Below are 16918 nucleotides of genomic sequence, written 5' to 3' on the forward strand. Positions count from 1 at the left end.
TTTGATATAATTATATCAGCAAAGGCTTAAAATGAAAAGTTTGGAGATTTTATGAGAAAAATTATTATTAATAAAAATGACGAGGGAAGAAGGCTGGATAGGTTTTTGAAAATCTATTTTGAAAAGGCTCCTCTTTCCTTTATTTATAAAAATTTGAGAAAGAAAAACATTAAAGTCAATGGGAAGAAGGCCAAGCCCGAGGACATCTTAAGTGATGGGGACGAGATAAAATTATTTTTGGCAGAGGAAACTATTGAGAAGTTCAAAAAAGATATAAGGAAGTCAAAAAATTCTAAACTGCCAGATATTTTGTATGAGGATGATGACATAATACTTGTGAAGAAGCCCATCAACATGCTCACTCACAATGATTCTAAGGGATACCAGGACAATGCCCTTGACAGGATGGTGGACTATCTCATTGCCAAGGGAGATTATAATCCAAGGCTGGAGAAATCCTTTAGGCCTGCCTTTGTCAACAGGCTTGACAGGAACACTTCTGGCATTTTAATTGGGGCAAAGAATTTGAAATCCTTGCAGGACTTGAATAAGGCCATAAAAAATAGGGAGATAAAAAAACTCTATGTCACTCTTGTGGCTGGAGAAGTCAAAAAAGATTTTGATGTTGACATCAACCTTAAAAAGACTGGGAACAATGTCATGAAAAAGGCCTCAAGAGATGAGGGCAAGAGGTCTCTTACAAAGTTTAGGGTCCTTAAGTCTAACAAAGACTACTCATTTCTTTCTGTCAACCTAATTACTGGCAGGACCCACCAAATTAGGGCATCCTTGAAGGAAGAGGGCCTCGCCATTGTTGGGGACAGGAAGTATGGGGACCCTAGGACCAACAAGGTCTTTAGGGAGAGGGGACTGGACTCGCAGTTCCTCCACAATTATGCCATAGTTTTTGAGTCAGATGATTTTAAAAATCTAAAAGACAAGTCCTTTGTCTACCTACCTGATGGAAAGATGAAGACCATAGCCGAGGATATTTTTAAGATAAATTTAGGTGATTTATTAAATGAAGAAAATAATTTTTAGGTCTCCCAGGGAAGACTTAGGATTTGAAAAATTAAAGGGCGAGAGGACTTTATTTATCTTGCCCTCTCAATCTGCCATAAATTTTTACATAAGGGACATGCTGGGCAGGGGCATGGACATAAATAAGACTGAGTTCGAGACCTTTGATGGAATTGGAAGAAGAAATAGGGCAAAGAGGCCTGATTCTGTTTTAAAATACCTTGTCCTTTCAAAGATTCTCAAGGAAAACTTAAGTGATCTTAAAATTTTTCCAGAAACTGTGGATATAATTTTGGATTTTTTTGATGACATTGCAGAAAATTATTTGGGATCAAGTGATATTGAGAAGATTCCCGGGAAAATTTTCAAAGATTTGGGGAGAGTCTTTGATATTTATAGGGAATATTTTGCAGCCAGGTCCTTTGACATTTACGGGAGAGTCAAGGAAGAGGCCATTAGGGGGACTAGGTTTGACACCATAATTATTTCTGGATTTTTGGAGTTTGGCAAGTCCGAAGAAGAGATAATAAAAATTTTGTCGGGACTTGATGGGAAAAATATTTTTATAGACATCCCCTTTAATTTTATGGAGTCAGACCTTGTGGATGGACTTATAAAAAATTTGCAAGGCCTTGGCTTTGAACTTGAGGAAAGAGAAGGTCTTGATTACAAAAAGGAAATTGATAGAGAAAAGATAAAAATATTGTCTTCAAAAGATAATTTTTATAACTTATTTTTTTCTAACTTGAAGTTACTTTTAAAGGAAGAAAAAGTTAGTGACCTGACAATTTTAAGTGGTTCTCCTAGTCTTTCAGAAAAAGTTCGCCAAAGGGAAGGCTTTGAAGGTCTAGAATTTAACCTTCCAAGGAAGGAAAGGTCCCTACTTGAAAGGGAATTTATCACGCTTTTAGATTATTTTCTCGACAAGTCCAAGGAAAATACCTTGAAAAGAGTTCGTCTTTCCTATTTCCCTTTGCCACTTGATGTCACAAATCTAGAAGCAAGTCTTATGGCCTATAATTTTAAAAATTTAGGAGACATAGATTTTTCTAGGATCAAGGACCTTAGGCTAAATGAGGGAGAACTGGATGATTTTTTAAGTGGAGTCCAACTTCTTCAGGATGAGAATATTCTTCAAAAGGAAGATGTGACTTATTATCTGGAATTTTTCAAAAACTATCTGGAGACTGCCAGGGGAAAAATTGAAAATGACTTAAAGAGAAATCCTGAAAGTCCAAGAAGACGTGACGGGAGATTTTTGGAAGAACTTGATGAGGTCCTTATAAAAATGGAGGGCTTGGGAGATTTTTATGAGTCCATAGACCTTGATGACTTTGTCTTGATATTAAAAAAATATATGGAAAAGATTAGGCTTGATGAGGTCCAAAACCTTGAAGGTCTAGAAATCTCAAGTCAGGCTTCCAATTATTATAGGGGCTTTAAAAATTTAATATTAATAGGCTTTGACCACTCCTACCAAGAGGACAAGAAGGCAAATTTCATCTACAAGAAGGAGACTCAAGGGGCCATGGAAGACCTTGGACTTGTAAGGGATAATTTTAAGAGAGACTATTTTTATTTGATTTATGATTTACTTGTGGCAGAAAAGGTCTTGATCCTAACTGGCGATAGGGAAAGAGGTTTTTCAAAAGTCTTAAACTCTTTAATTTTTGACTTGGACCTAGAAGTCCTTGAAGTTGAGAAAATTTATGAGACGGGAAGGCTTTACAGGACAAGGGAGGTCAAGGACCACAATTATATAATTGATGATAGAGAGCTTGGGGAAATTAACAAGAAGATTTCTGAAAGGCCTTACTCTGTAACGGACTTTGACATCCTAAAGGACTGCCCGAGACGCTTTCTCTTTGAGAGGGTCTACAGGATAGGCAAGTTGGAAAAAGATTATGAAGACAGGTTTTATCTTGACCTGGGAGAAAAATACCACAGGGTTTTGGAAAAGTATTTCAAAAAAGAAGATGACTTTAATGAAGACAGTTTGTTAAAAATTATTTTGGAAGTTGAAAATCTTGGAGACTTTGATGATCTTTCCTTCTTGGATAAAGTTTCTGTCCTAAATTCTCAAAGGATCCTTGGAGATTATATAAAGAAGGACTTGGAGGGCCAGGCCAAGTATGGTTACAAGCCAGCTTATTTTGAAGAGGGCTTTGAAACTGAAATTGCTGGTCTAAAGATAAGGGGAAGGATTGACAGGATTGATGCCCTTGGTGACAATGAAATCCTCATGGACTACAAGAGGTCTTCGGTGAAAAAGAAAAAAGAAATTGAAGAGCTAAAGTCCTTCCAAATGCCTCTTTATGCTATAGGTAGAAAAAAACTGGGTAAGAATATATCGATGGCGGCCTACGGGTCAGTCAAGAGGGGAGAAGTTTCCACTGTGATAAAAAATTCCGACATCCTGCCAAAGGACGATAGGGGACAATATTATTTCACAGAGGAAGACTTAAATGAACTCCTAAATAAATTTGAAGATGAGATAGGGAGACTGGCTTCTTCTATAAGGTCTGGGGACTATGAGTCTTCAAGTGACTGCAAGAATTGTGATTACCTAGAGATTTGTGAGAACAAGGAGAATTTTAATGGATAAAAAAGAATTGAGAAAGAAATATACAAAAGTAAGAGCAGATGTTGAGGACAAGGAAGGTAAGGATAGGCTAATAAGAGATAACTTGCGACAACTTGATATCTACAAGAAGGCAAAATCTGTTTTTGTTTTTATCTCTTATAAGTCTGAAGTTGATACAAGAGGAATAATTGAAGACATCTTGGCTGATGGGAAGAAACTTTTAGTTCCCCTTGTAAAGGGCAGTGAGATGATTGCTGTTGAAGTAAAGGGGATTGATGACCTTGAGCCAAACAAGATGGGAATCTTGGAACCAAAATCTGGAGATGAAGTGACAGATGTGGACTTAACTATTACACCGGGACTTGCCTTTGACAAGGAAGGATACAGGCTTGGCTACGGTGGAGGCTACTATGACAAGTTCTTCGCCAAGGTAGACACAGTGAGGATGGGGATTGGATATTCTGACCAATATGTGGAAAGCCTTGTTCACGAAGATTATGATAAAGCCTTGGAATATCTTTTGACTGAAGAAGGGCTGATTGAATTTGAATAAGTATAAAAGGACTTATCCAAGAATAGAAGCCAAGACTTGGAAGTGGGTCCTGTCCCTCTTCCTTGCCATAGGGTCCTTCTTCTTAGTTAGCTTGGTCTTTGCTCTTTTTGGGATTGAAAATGAAATCCTCATGGCCCTTTTGATAAGTGTCTTGTCCCTAATGTCCCTTTGGGTGGTGGACAGGAGATTTATTTTAAAAATTTTCTTGCCCCTCAAGATGAAAGACCTCTTATATATATTAATAGGACTTGGATTTTCTTTTGTGGCAGTAATTTTTGCATCAATTGTAATGGCTCAAATGGGAGTCCAAGGTTCAGCTAATCCAATTTTTGATATTTTGACTGATGAAAATATAAAGAGGTTTATTGTTTCCACTATGGTTCAGTTTATTGCCGAGGAAATTATCTTTATCATCCCCTTCTTGTTTGTTATTAACAAGATGAGGACAAAGAATGATAAGTTAAAGACCTTTGTGGCAATACTTGTGTCATCAGTGATTTTTGGGGCCATGCACCTTTCAACTTACAACTTCAACATTGTCCAGGCAGTCCTTGTGATTTCCATAATTAGAACTGGACTTTCCATGTCCTATGTCTTGTCAAAGAACTTGACAGTGACTTACCTAGTCCACATGATTTACGACTGGGTCTTGATTTGGATTTACTTGGCAGCAGGACAAATGGCTTGAATTTATAAATGTTTGTGACTTTATAAATTATTATGAAGTTATGAAAAATTATGAGTTAGTAAATTATTATAAAGTCGTGAAAAAAATGTGACTTTGTAAATCTTAATAAATTTATAGAAAAATGTGACTTTGTAGATTATTATGGAGCCATGAAAAACTAGAAAATTAAAAAACTAAATAAGCTTGTAAAAATAACAAAAACCACGACTTGATAATCGTGGTTTTTTTATTTCGTAAAATTAAATTGAAATTTCCTTGAAGCCATTGCCAAGGATTTCTGATGTGTCAGAAACTGTGACAAAGGCATCCTTGTCAGTGTGTTTTACTATTTGCCTAAGCTTGACAAGTTGTCTTGAAGAGCAGACAACGTAGAGGATGTAGACGTCCTTCTTCTTGTAGGAAGTCACTCCCTTAATATAAGTTGCTCCCCTGTGGACTTCTGCATAAATTTCCTTTGCAATCTCTTCATTATAATCAGAAATAATTAGGACTTGCTTTTGCTTGCCAACTCCCAATTGGATCCTATCAATAACAGTGTAGTTAATAAACATTAGGATAAGTGTGAATAGAACCTTGTCAATGGAGTAAAGGTAACCAAGGCAAGAAACTATTATGAGGTTAATGGCCATTAGGACGTTGCCAATAGTTATGTTAAATTTCTTCTTTAATATAGCGGCTATTATGTCGAGACCACCAGTTGATGTTCCATTCCTAAAGGCAAAGCCTGCGCCAATTCCATTTAAGAGGCCACCAAAGATACAGGCAAGGATGGGCTCCTGAGTGAGATAAAATCCTGGGGCAAGTTTTTCGAAAAAGGAAATGAACATAGATAGAAGAAAAATTACAAGGGTTGAAAAAAATGTAAAGTCCTTATCTAAAAATATGAGACTTAAAATTGATGTTGGAAGGTTCAACAAGAAGACTAGTAGGGGAAGGCTAAGGCCTGTGACATTGGAAGTCAAAATTGATAGACCTGTGAGTCCTCCCGATATAAGTAGGTTGGGTTTAATAATATATGTAATTGAAAAGGCAGTTATTATGCTACAAAAGATTACAGAAAGCAATTTCCTGCCAAATGTTTTAGAAAAAAACCAGTCCTTTAGACTAACTTTTTGTAAGTTCACACTATCACCTCAGTTGTTATGATACACTATATTAAAGGAAATTATAAGCTATAAATTTATTAAATAGAAGGATCTTATATGGAGAAAAAATTGGTAAAATGTAATGAGAAAGCTTGGAGCCTTAAGGCTTTAGCAAGTTAATGAAAATGATTACAGGACTGAAAAATCTAAGATTTTTTAAGTATAAAGATAAATTTCTTAAGAATAAAAATATAGACTAAAAATAATAAAAAAAGGGCCATTGTTTACGAATTGAATTAATAAGGGCAAAAAAAAATAAAATGATTAAACTAAAATTATAATTTCAAACAATTAGTTAAACTTAGTGGCCTTGCTTGAACTTAATATTTCTATTTGCTATAATTAAGACTGTAAGAAATGGTTATCATGATTATACATAAAGGAGAGTGTTAAAAATGACAGATACTTTAAATCCGTTAGTAGCAGCTCAACAAAAAGTTAAGGCTGCATGTGACAAGCTAGGTTGTGACCCAGCTGTTTATGAAATTCTAAAAGAACCTGAAAGAGTAATTGAAATTTCTATTCCAGTAAAGATGGATGATGGTTCAGTTAAAGTTTTCAAAGGTTGGAGATCAGCTCACTCAACAGCAGTTGGTCCTGCTAAAGGTGGATGTAGATTCCATCCAAATGTAAACCTTGACGAAGTTAAGGCTCTTTCACTTTGGATGACTTTCAAAGGTGGCGCACTTGGCCTTCCATACGGTGGAGGAAAAGGTGGAATTTGTGTTGACCCATCAGAACTTTCTGATAGAGAATTAGAACAACTTTCAAGAGGTTGGGTAAGAGGACTTCACAAATACCTTGGAGAAAGAATTGATATTCCAGCTCCAGACGTTAACACTAACGGACAAATTATGTCTTGGTTCATTGATGAATACATCAAACTAAGCGGAGACAGACAAGATATAGGAACTTTCACAGGTAAACCAGTTGGACTTGGTGGATCTGAAGGAAGAAACGAAGCAACAGGATTTGGTGTTGCAGTAGTAACTAGAGAAGCTGCTAAACGTGAAGGAATTGACTTCAAACACGCTAAGATTGCAGTTCAAGGTTTCGGTAACGTTGGATCTTTCACAGTTAAAAACATTGAAAGACAAGGCGGAAAAGTTTACGCTCTAGCTGAATGGGACAAAAAAGAAGGAAACTACGCTCTATACAATGAAAATGGACTAGACTTCAAAAAACTTCTTGATTACAAGAACGAACACCACACACTAATCGGCTACCCAGATGCAAAACAAATCTCAGCTGATGATTTCTGGACAGGCGAATGGGATATCTTAATTCCAGCAGCTCTAGAAAACGTAATTACTGGTGACGTTGCTCAAAAACTTAATGTTAAATTAGTTTGTGAAGCAGCTAACGGTCCTACAACTCCAGAAGGAGACAAGGTTCTTACTGAAAGAGGAATCAAACTTACTCCAGACATCTTAACTAACTCTGGTGGAGTTCTAGTTTCTTACTACGAATGGGTTCAAAACCAATACGGAATGTACTGGACAGAAGCTGAAGTAGAAGAAAAACAAGAAGCTGACATGATGAAAGCTATCGAAGGCGTATTCGGCGTTTGTGACGAATTTGATGTAGTTCCTAGAGAAGGAGTTTACATGTACGCTATCCAATCAATTGACAAAGCTATGAAACTTAGAGGATGGTATTAATCCCTACAGTTAAATAAATGCTAAAAAAGCCGCAAGTTATCTTGCGGTTTTTTTGTAATTAGAATACCCCCGGTTGGACCGGGGGTTCAATTTAGCTTTAGCGATGAATAACAAAAAATAAAAAGACCTCCGTGTTAAAATAAATTTGTGGTTTACCAGAACACAAAAATAACAGGAGGTTTTTTATGAATTTAAATCATACACATAGTTTATCACACACAAAATGGAATTGTAAATACCATGTAGTGTTCGCTCCAAAATATAGAAGGAAAGTATTTTACGGAAGTAAAAGATTGGAAATAGGTGCAATATTAAGAGAGCTTTGCAACTGGAAGGGTGTTAACATAATAGAAGCAGAAGTTTGTCCAGATCATGTACACATGTTGCTAGAGATACCACCAAAATTGAGTGTGTCTAGTTTTATGGGATTTTTAAAAAGGGAAAAGCAGCATAATGATATATGACAAATGGGGTAGCTTAAAATACAAATATAGGGGAAGGCAATTTTGGTGCAGAGGATACTATGTAGATACAGCAGGCAAAAATACAAAAGCAATAAAAGAGTATATTCACAACCAACTTAAAGAAGATGAATTAAGTGGTCAGATAACCATGGACAATACAGACCCCTTTAGGGGTTAGCAAGTAGAGATTGCAAGTGGTAAACCACAAGCGTCCTTGAGGCGCAGCTAGTAAAAAAGGTCCTTTGGACCGCAAAAGCAAAACCACCGGCTACGCCGGTGGATTTTTTATTGTGTTTATTTTTATTGGGAAGGGATTTTTTAATTATTAATTATAAGTTATTGTTAATTAAATCTTTGTAACTTTATAAATACTTGTGACCTGGGAATTTTTTCTCAGGTCATATTTTTTGTAGGCTTATAAGTAACTATGATTTAGAAAACTCTTATTAGTTAATAAATTTCCATGACTTAATAATTTTTTACTAGTTTATAAAAATTTATGACCTAATAATTTTTCGTAGTTTCGTAATTTTTTGTGATTTAGTAAATTTTTATGGATTAACAATTTTTTGTGACTTCCCAAGTTTCCATCAACTTATATTTTTGAAATTATAAATTTCTATAAGATATTAATTTTTATGGTAATAATCTCAATAAAACCAGGTCCAATTTTGACTAGGACCTAGCAACTTGTTATCATTAAGGAAGAAGACCTTTAAGGAGGTAATTTAATGATAAAAAATATAGCCCACATTGGACTAACGGTTAGGGACCTTGACAGATCAATTGAATTTTATAGGGATGTCCTTGGACTTGACTACAAGGGATACATGTATATGGAGGGTGAGTCAACAGACAGGCTCTTCAATGGCAAAGACATAAGGGCCAAGGTTGCCTACCTAAGTCCCATGACAGGAGAAGGCTGTCCTGATGTTGAACTTATTGAGTTTGAAAGAGGAGAAGTTAAAGATGATGAGCCTTCACTTTTTAAGACTTCAATATCAGAACTTTGTTTTGGGGTGGAAGATATAGAAGGATTTTATAAGGACTTACTTGATAAGGGAGTAGGAGTCATGTCTTCGCCACAAGTTTTTGACTCCACAGAATATGGCTTTGGCAAGAGCAAGGCCCTTTACTTTTATGATCCCGATGGGAATATCCTCGAAGCTATTGAGTCTCTTGACTAAAGTTAAATTTATAAGGGAGATTGAGCTAATAAGAAATTATTGGGACTAAAGAATTCATGACTTATAAAAAATAAAAAAATGCAAAAAAAAATCTACTGAAAAATTCAGTAGACTTTTTATTATGGAGGCGACAACCGGATTTGAACCGGTGATAAGGGTGTTGCAGACCCGTGCCTTACCACTTGGCTATGTCGCCATAACAACATTAGTATAGCAGACAATGAAAAAAATTACAAGTGAAAATTTGATTTAAAATTTAAATAGGAAGAGAAGATAAAAAATCCTAGGCATAGTGAGACTTCTAGGATATTATATTTTTAAGGACAATTAAAGGAGGACGAAATGAAACTACTAATTTTAGTTGATAATAATAATGCCATTGCCAAAGATGGCGAGCAAATTATGTTTGTTGATGATGACCTTGAGATGTTCAAGAACTACACTACAAATAATATTATTGTAATGGGACGTAAGACTTTTGACGATATTGGAAGGCAACTTCCCAATAGGATATCTGTAGTCTTCACTAGGTCAGAGAAAGAAGATAAGGAAGACTTGTTCTACGTAGACTCAGAGGAAAAGCTTGATGAAATTATAAAAAAATATCCAAACAAGGAAGTCTTTGTCATTGGTGGGGCAGAAATTGTCAAACTCCTTTGGGATAGGATTGACGAACTTATTGTGACAAGAGTGGACACAGTAGTGGAAGGTGCTGATACCTTTATACCAGATTTTGACGATTTCAAATTAGTTGATAAGACAGAAATAAAAGATCCAAATTACAAGGTCTACCATGAAAAATGGGTTAGGGAAAAATGAAAATTTTAATTGTTGAAGATGAGGAAAAACTTTTAAAGTCCATCAAGGAAGGTCTAGTTCACTCAGGCTACGCAGTTGATACTGCCCTAGACGGAGATGAGGGGTCCTTTATGGCCTTTACAAATTCTTATGACCTTATAATCTTGGATATAAACTTGCCTGGAAAGAATGGTTTTGAAATCTTGGAAGAGATAAGAGACCGTGACAAGGAGGTCAATGTCATAATGTTAACTGCCCTATCAGATGTTGACGACAGGGTTAGGGGACTTGATCTGGGAGCCAACGATTATATCTTAAAACCCTTCCATTTTGAGGAATTAAAGGCGAGGATTAGGTCCCTTTTGAGACGTAAGACCTCAATTAGTGACTCTCTTATAAGGGCCCATGGAGTTGAGTTTGACACAATAAAGAGGACCTTCACAATAAATAAAGAGCCTCTAAAGTTAACTGCCAAGGAAGCTGGGATCTTGGAATATTTATTTTTTAATTTGGGAAGGTATGTAACTGCTGAAGAGTTAATGGACCATGTTTGGAATGATGAGGTGGACCTCTTCTCCAATGTTGTGAGGGTTCACATGTCTGCTCTTAGGAGAAAGCTAAAGGACAGGCTTGGCAAAAATATTATAAGAAATGAAATTGGAAAGGGCTACATTATTGATGAAGAAAATTAAAAATGTGAAGAATACTCTTATCTTCAAACTTATCCTTTCAATTATTTTAATTTTTATTATAATGACGGCGACTTCCAATTATATTATTGGAAGGTATCAGGAAAAGAGAATCCAAGACATAGGGGAAAAACTTATAGTGGAAGAGACAAAGAGGGGAAATGAAGATTATTTTATTGTCCTTGAAGACTCAAAGTTAAAGTCCACAAGGGAGATTAAAAACTTTTCCCTAATAGTTATGGGGTCTACCATTGCCCTTGGGTCCTTGGTTTATTATTTTTTAGTTTCTAGAAGCCTTAAGCCCTTAAAGGAATTAAAGGAGAGGGTCCAAGAAATTGACATTGACAATGTAAGGAACCAAGAAAATATCTACATGCCTGGTCAGTCACAGGAGATTAGTGACCTGTCTCTTGCCTTTCAAAAGTCTATGGATAAGATTTATGGGTCCTATGCAAGGGAGAAGGCCCTGTCATCATCTATTGCCCATGAGCTAAACACCCCAGTGGCTGTTATGAAGTCTTCTCTTGAGATTTATCTAATGAAAAATAAAATTGAAGACCAAGAATTAAAGGAACTTCTGGAAAATTTTGATGAGAATATCGACAGGATTTCAAAAATTATTGAGTCACTTTTATTTTTAAATCGAAGGGAAAATGCAGTTTTAAGAAATTTTAACATAAGAGACTTGGTGGAAGAAATTGCCTTTGACTTGGAAGAACTAGCTGAAGATAAAAGTATAAGAATAATTTCTAAAGTGGCGAGTAAAGAAATTTACACCAGCGATATCCTCTTGGAGAGGGTTCTTTACAATCTTGGGAAGAATGCCATCTCTTACAATAGAGATGGAGGAGATGTGGTCTTTGATTTCTCTGAAGATGATGAAAATTATTTTATGTATGTCAAAGACACAGGCCCTGGGATTGATGAAGAAGATAGGGAAAAAGTTTTTGATTTATTTTATAGGATAGATGAATCGAGAAATAAAAAGACTGGTGGCTATGGAATTGGCCTAAATCTTGTGAAAAATATTGTAGAAAAGTTAGGCGGCAAAGTCCTGATTAGTGACAATGTAAATGAAGATGGAGAAATAAGGGGGACAGTCTTTGATGTGAGACTTCCTAAAATAAAAGAAGAGACCCAGTGAGGTCTCTTTTTTAATAATTATTTATAAATTTTTTTGAATTTAGTGGAAAAATCCTGTAGAAGGGATGGGACCTTATACTTTTTATCTTAATTGGTCCAAATTCTCTTGAGTCAACAGACCCTCTGGGGCTTCTGTTGTCGCCAAGGACAAAGAGCTCATCTTCTTTTACATTAAAGACTCTTGTGGGAGACAGGGTGTAGGGTTTTTCCTCAAAATATTTTTCTTCTAAAATTTTTCCATCAATGTAAATTGATCCGTCGTAAATTTCGACTTTCTCTCCAGGAAGTCCAACAATTCTTTTGATTAACATCTTCTTCTCTGAAGGAGACTTGAAGACAATTATGTCCCCTCTTTTGTAATCTTTTTTGAACCTGTAGAGGGAAGAAGAGAGGATTATGTCATTGGGCTTCACTGTTGGATACATTGATGTTTGCTGGACTCTCACCACGTTAAAAAGAAAGCTTCTTACAAAAAGGGCGAGAAGGACAGCAATAATTATAACTTTTATGTATGAATAATCTTTTTGCATATTTACCTCCTCTTTCATTATAGCATTTGTGAGAATTGATAAAAGAGACTTTTTTCGTGTTATAATGTCCTTGGTGAAAAAATGATAATTTTAAGAAATATAAAAATTCCCTATGACAAGGACCAAGGGTTTTTGAGGGAGAAAATAGAAAAAGAAATAAATAAGAAGGATTTTGACTTTAAGATTTACAAAAAATCTCTCGATGCAAGGAAGGGATTGAATTTTGTCTACCAAGTTGTCATTGGCTTAGATCTTGATGAAATAGACAAGAAAGTCCAAAAGAGACTTAAGAATAATCTGGCAGTCTTTAAGGAAGAGAAGCTTCAAGTTGAAAACAAAAATGGAGTCAAGTCAGCAGTAATTGTTGGAACTGGACCTGCAGGACTTTTTGCAGCCTACCTCCTTGCAAAGAAGGGTGTCAAAGTGACCCTAATTGAGAGGGGGAAGCCAGTTGACGAAAGGGTCAAAGACATTGAAGAACTCCACAAAAAAGGAGTCTTAAATGAGGAGTCCAACGTCCAATTTGGGGAAGGTGGAGCAGGAACTTTTTCTGATGGAAAGTTGACTTCACGTTCCAAGGACAAGAGGATGGGTAAGATTTTCGATATCTTCGTTGACCATGGTGCTCCAGAAGAAATTCTCTATGAGCAAAAGCCTCACATTGGGACAGATATCTTGCGTGACGTCATAAAAAACATGAGAAAAGAAATTGAAGACTTAGGTGGGACCTACCACTTTAGCGAGAAGTTTTTGGACTTTGAGCTTGAAGAAGGAAAGGTTAGTAAAATTATAACCGACAAGGGTGACTATAAAGCCGATGCCTACATCTTGGCCCTTGGAAATTCTGCACGTGACACTTTTAGGACCCTAGATGGCCATGGACTTATTGAGTCTAAGCCTTTTGCAGTTGGCTTTAGGATTGAACACCTGAGAAAGGATATTGAGCTTGCTCAATTTGGGATGAATTCAGATAAACTGCCAGGAGCAACTTATCAATTAAATGTAACTGATAAGGACTTTGATCATTCAGTTTATACTTTTTGCATGTGCCCAGGTGGCTATGTTGTCAACTCCTCTTCCATTGAGGGACAAGTTTGCGTAAATGGAATGTCCTACCACGACAGGGATGGGGACAATTCTAACTCGGCTGTAGTTGCAACAATAGACGAAAAAATTTATGGTCAGGGAAATCTTGCTGGCATGAACTTTCAAAATGAGATTGAAAAAAATGCCTATGAAATGGGAGGAGGCAAGGCCCCAGTCCAAAGGCTAGGGGACTTTATGGAAGGTAAAGTTACAGAAAAGCTTGGTAAGGTCAAGCCGACTTTTATACCAGGATATGTCTTTGCCGACCTAAATGAAATTTATCCAGAATCTATTAACAAGGCTATAAAAAATGCCCTAAAGGTTATGGACAAGAGGGTAAAGGGCTTTGCAAGTGACGATGCAATCTTAACTGGTGTTGAAACTAGGACTTCTTCCCCAGTGAGAATTGTGAGAGAAAATTACAGGACCGAAAAATATAAAAACCTCTATCCCATTGGGGAGGGAGCAGGTTATTCTGGTGGAATAATTTCTTCTGCCCTTGACGGGATAAAGTGTGCCATAGAAATTTTAGAAGGAGATAAATCATGTTAAATATAGTATTTTATGAACCAGAAATTCCCTTTAACACAGGTGCCATAGCTAGGACTTGTGGACTTACACAGTCAAGGCTCCACCTCATAAGGCCCCTGGGTTTTTCTGTTGATGACACGCATCTAAAGAGGGCAGGCCTTGACTACTGGCATCTTGTGGATATTTCTTATTACGATTCCTATGAAGAACTTGTGGAAAAGTATCCTGATAACAACTTCTACCTTGCTTCGACTAAGGCAAAGAAAAAGTACACAGATGTTGAATACAAGGATGGGGACTTTATCGTTTTCGGTCCAGAAACTCGTGGTCTGCCAGAAGATTTAATTTTTGCAAATTATGAAAATGCCATAAGGATTCCTATGTTAAAAGACTTTGGCAGGAGTTTGAACCTATCAAACTCTGCAAATATAATTTTGTTTGAAGCCCTAAGGCAACTTGATTTTTTAGATTTAGAATAAGCTTATAAATAATAGAAAGGATTTATTGTGAAGGAAGTAAGAATCTCTGTAAGAAATTTAATAGAATTCGTCAAGAGGTCTGGCGACATAGACAGGAGATTCTTTTCCAACAAGAGGGCTGTGGAAGGGATCAAGGCACATCAAAAGGTCCAAAGAGAATACTCCAAGGACTTCTTGACAGAAGTTTTTTTGAGGACCACAGAAGAAATTGAGGGAATAAATTTTACTGTTGAGGGCCGTGCCGATGGGATTGAGGTCACAGACCAAGTGACAGTTGATGAAATTAAATCAACTACAAGGGAGCTAGAGGACCTTGAGAAAGAAGAAAACATAATGCACTGGGCCCAAGCCAAGTGCTATGCCTACATCTATGCCAAGGACCATGAACTTGATGAGATAAATGTCATGCTGACTTACTATCAGTTGGAGTCAGAAGAAATTTTAAACATAAAAAAGACTTTCACTTTTGGAGAACTTCGTGATTTTTTCATGGGAACTCTTGTGGAATATCTTGAGTTTTCAAAAAGGATAGTTGAGTGGAAGGACACAAGGGACCAGTCTATAAAAAAATTAAAATTCCCCTTTAAGTCCTTTAGGAAGGGGCAGAGAGAACTTTCTGTTGCAGTCTATAACACCATTGATGATGAAAATAAACTGTTTGTTGAAGCCCCAACGGGGATTGGCAAGTCAATCTCCACAATATTTCCAACAATTAAGGCCATGGGAGAGGACAAGATTGACAAGGCCTTTTACCTTGTGGCAAGGTCTACTGGTAAAAACGCAGCCAAGGACGGACTTGAAAGACTTTTAAATAAAAAACTCAGGTTAAAGCTTACAATTGTCACAGCCAAGGACAAGATCTGCATCAACGACAAGGTCGCCTGCAATCCCAAGGACTGTCCCTATGCCAAAGGTCACTTTGACAGGGTCAATGATGCTATAATCGACATCTTTGATGCCTGCGACAACTTTACAAGAGAAAATATTGAAAAGTTTGCAAGGCTCCACATGGTTTGTCCCTTTGAATACCAGCTTGACCTACTAGACTTTTCTGACTTTATTGTCTGCGACTACAATTACATATTTGACCCAACAGTATATCTAAAGAGATTTTTTGAAAATTCCATGCTGAGGTTCACCCTCCTAGTTGACGAGAGCCACAACCTCCTTGAAAGGGGGCGGGATATGTATTCGGCAGAAGTTTCTATTCCTGACCTTGAAAGATTAAGGGAGATCTTGCCAAAAAAGAGGAAGGCAGCGAGAAGACACTTGACTCAAGCCCTTGAAGAATTTCAAAAGTTGGACTCACGCAAGACTTTTTATTCTTATGAGTCTTTTATCGGATTTAATGGGGAAGTGGAGAAGACAGTTTTTTCCATGAACGACTTTTTGACCAAGGACAAGGACCAAGAAGATTATGAAGAAGCCTTGGATATTTATTTTGCCCTCTTTAACTACATCAAAATTTTGGAGTACTATAACAAGGATTTTGTTTCCATAAAGGACGAGGACAAGATAAGGATAAAGTCCCTTGACATTGCTCCAATCTTTAAAAATATTTTGAAGGCACCAAGGTCTTCCATATTTTTTTCTGCAACCCTAAACCCAATTAAGTATTATGGAAAACTTCTGGGGGCAGACGAAGAAACTTCCTACTATAAGATTGAATCTCCCTTTGACCCAAAAAATCTTTTAGTCCTTCGCAACAATAAAATTTCTACAGTTTATAGGGACAGGGAAGAATCAATTGACGAAATAATTGATAACCTCAGAGAATTTTCCCAAGATGATGGCAATTATATTTTCTTCTTCCCATCCTATTCCTACATGGAAGCAGTCTATGAGAGATATGTAGAAATTTATGGAGATGTCATCAAGCAAGAAAGAGAAATGACAGAAGGAGAGAGGGAAGAATTTTTAAACAACTTTACCTTCTCATCATCAACTAGGGCCTTTGCAGTTATGGGAGGAGTTTTCTCTGAAGGCATAGACTTAATTGGGGAAAGACTAAGGGGAGTTGCCATAATAAGTGTTGGCCTGCCTGGACTTTCTTACGAGAGAAATATTTTAAAGTCCCACTTCCAAAAAAAATACTCAAGGGGCTACGAGTACGCCTACATCTATCCAGGCATGATCAAGGTCATCCAATCAGCAGGCAGGGTCATAAGGACAGAAGATGATAGGGGGAAGATTCTCTTAATAGACAAGAGATTTTCACTCCCACCATATAATTTATTACTTCCTCACCACTGGCAAATTTTTGATTATGAAAAGCTAGATCAAATGAATTTGATTTTAGAAAACTTTACGAAAGAGAAAGGTAATTAAAATCACAAAAAAATAAAAAAGGAGATTATACA

At 36.6% G+C, this 16918-nt stretch carries 14 protein-coding genes, 1 tRNA gene and 1 pseudogene; 13 read left to right on the forward strand and 3 right to left on the reverse strand.

What is annotated here, in order from left to right; translation table 11 throughout:
• Positions 1-51: 51 nt before the first annotated feature.
• Genes I6I93_RS06775 through I6I93_RS06790 form a run of 4 tightly spaced genes read left to right on the forward strand, consistent with a single transcriptional unit; the run spans position 52 to position 4845 of the window.
• Positions 52-1041 (forward strand): RluA family pseudouridine synthase, encoded by a 990-nt coding sequence (locus tag I6I93_RS06775; RefSeq protein ID WP_112889927.1) that lies wholly within the window; start codon positions 52-54, stop codon positions 1039-1041.
• A complete protein-coding gene (locus I6I93_RS06780) occupies positions 1022-3625 on the forward strand; it encodes a PD-(D/E)XK nuclease family protein (RefSeq protein ID WP_112889928.1) in 2604 nt (867 codons plus the stop codon). The genes I6I93_RS06775 and I6I93_RS06780 overlap by 20 nt, the downstream gene beginning before the upstream one ends.
• Positions 3618-4157 carry a 5-formyltetrahydrofolate cyclo-ligase gene (locus tag I6I93_RS06785; RefSeq protein ID WP_112889929.1) on the forward strand — a complete coding sequence of 180 codons (540 nt, stop codon included), beginning with the start codon at positions 3618-3620 and terminating at the stop codon, positions 4155-4157. Before I6I93_RS06780 ends, I6I93_RS06785 begins: the two co-directional genes overlap by 8 nt.
• Complete coding sequence (locus tag I6I93_RS06790) at positions 4150-4845, forward strand: CPBP family intramembrane glutamic endopeptidase (RefSeq protein WP_112890577.1); 696 nt, start codon at positions 4150-4152, stop codon at positions 4843-4845. Before I6I93_RS06785 ends, I6I93_RS06790 begins: the two co-directional genes overlap by 8 nt.
• Positions 4846-5084: 239 nt before the next feature.
• Here I6I93_RS06790 and I6I93_RS06795 read toward each other — a convergent pair whose 3' ends face one another.
• On the reverse strand, positions 5085-5969 hold the full coding sequence (locus I6I93_RS06795) for a YitT family protein (protein WP_112889930.1): 885 nt from the start codon (positions 5967-5969) through the stop codon (positions 5085-5087).
• A gap of 416 nt (positions 5970-6385) precedes the next feature.
• Between I6I93_RS06795 and I6I93_RS06800 the strand changes: the two genes are divergently transcribed.
• From I6I93_RS06800 to I6I93_RS06810, 3 genes and pseudogenes are all read left to right on the forward strand, one after another.
• A complete protein-coding gene (locus I6I93_RS06800) occupies positions 6386-7651 on the forward strand; it encodes a Glu/Leu/Phe/Val family dehydrogenase (RefSeq protein WP_112889931.1) in 1266 nt (421 codons plus the stop codon).
• A 185-nt stretch (positions 7652-7836) separates the two neighbouring features.
• Positions 7837-8293, forward strand: a pseudogene (gene tnpA, locus I6I93_RS06805) (IS200/IS605 family transposase).
• 553 nt (positions 8294-8846) lie between these two features.
• Positions 8847-9302: a VOC family protein gene (locus tag I6I93_RS06810; protein WP_070702394.1), complete on the forward strand. Its 456-nt coding sequence runs from the start codon at positions 8847-8849 to the stop codon at positions 9300-9302.
• A gap of 122 nt (positions 9303-9424) precedes the next feature.
• On the opposite strand, the gene I6I93_RS06815 is transcribed toward I6I93_RS06810, so the two are convergent.
• Positions 9425-9498 (reverse strand) — tRNA-Cys (locus tag I6I93_RS06815).
• Positions 9499-9644: 146 nt separating this feature from the next.
• Between I6I93_RS06815 and I6I93_RS06820 the strand changes: the two genes are divergently transcribed.
• The 3 genes from I6I93_RS06820 to I6I93_RS06830 are packed head-to-tail and all read left to right on the forward strand — an operon-like array spanning position 9645 to position 11933.
• Positions 9645-10121 (forward strand): dihydrofolate reductase, encoded by a 477-nt coding sequence (locus tag I6I93_RS06820; protein WP_112889932.1) that lies wholly within the window; start codon positions 9645-9647, stop codon positions 10119-10121.
• Positions 10118-10792, forward strand: coding sequence for a response regulator transcription factor (locus I6I93_RS06825; protein WP_112889933.1), 675 nt, complete (start codon positions 10118-10120; stop codon positions 10790-10792). Before I6I93_RS06820 ends, I6I93_RS06825 begins: the two co-directional genes overlap by 4 nt.
• The gene (locus tag I6I93_RS06830; RefSeq protein ID WP_112889934.1) at positions 10779-11933 is read left to right on the forward strand and encodes a sensor histidine kinase; all 1155 of its coding nucleotides are present in this window, start codon (positions 10779-10781) and stop codon (positions 11931-11933) included. Before I6I93_RS06825 ends, I6I93_RS06830 begins: the two co-directional genes overlap by 14 nt.
• Positions 11934-11943: 10 nt before the next feature.
• Here I6I93_RS06830 and lepB read toward each other — a convergent pair whose 3' ends face one another.
• Entirely contained in the window at positions 11944-12462 is a 519-nt protein-coding gene (gene lepB, locus I6I93_RS06835; RefSeq protein ID WP_112889935.1) for a signal peptidase I, read from the reverse strand.
• 81 nt (positions 12463-12543) lie between these two features.
• Between lepB and I6I93_RS06840 the strand changes: the two genes are divergently transcribed.
• Genes I6I93_RS06840 through I6I93_RS06850 form a run of 3 tightly spaced genes read left to right on the forward strand, consistent with a single transcriptional unit; the run spans position 12544 to position 16886 of the window.
• A complete protein-coding gene (locus I6I93_RS06840; RefSeq protein ID WP_112889936.1) occupies positions 12544-14100 on the forward strand; it encodes an NAD(P)/FAD-dependent oxidoreductase in 1557 nt (518 codons plus the stop codon).
• Complete coding sequence (locus I6I93_RS06845) at positions 14094-14558, forward strand: tRNA (cytidine(34)-2'-O)-methyltransferase (RefSeq protein WP_112889937.1); 465 nt, start codon at positions 14094-14096, stop codon at positions 14556-14558. The genes I6I93_RS06840 and I6I93_RS06845 overlap by 7 nt, the downstream gene beginning before the upstream one ends.
• A gap of 27 nt (positions 14559-14585) precedes the next feature.
• Entirely contained in the window at positions 14586-16886 is a 2301-nt protein-coding gene (locus tag I6I93_RS06850) for an ATP-dependent DNA helicase (RefSeq protein WP_112889938.1), read from the forward strand.
• Positions 16887-16918: the final 32 nt, after the last annotated feature.

It is taken from the genome of Peptoniphilus harei (assembly GCF_016726485.1).
Taxonomy (GTDB): Bacteria; Bacillota; Clostridia; order Tissierellales; family Peptoniphilaceae; genus Peptoniphilus_A; species Peptoniphilus_A harei.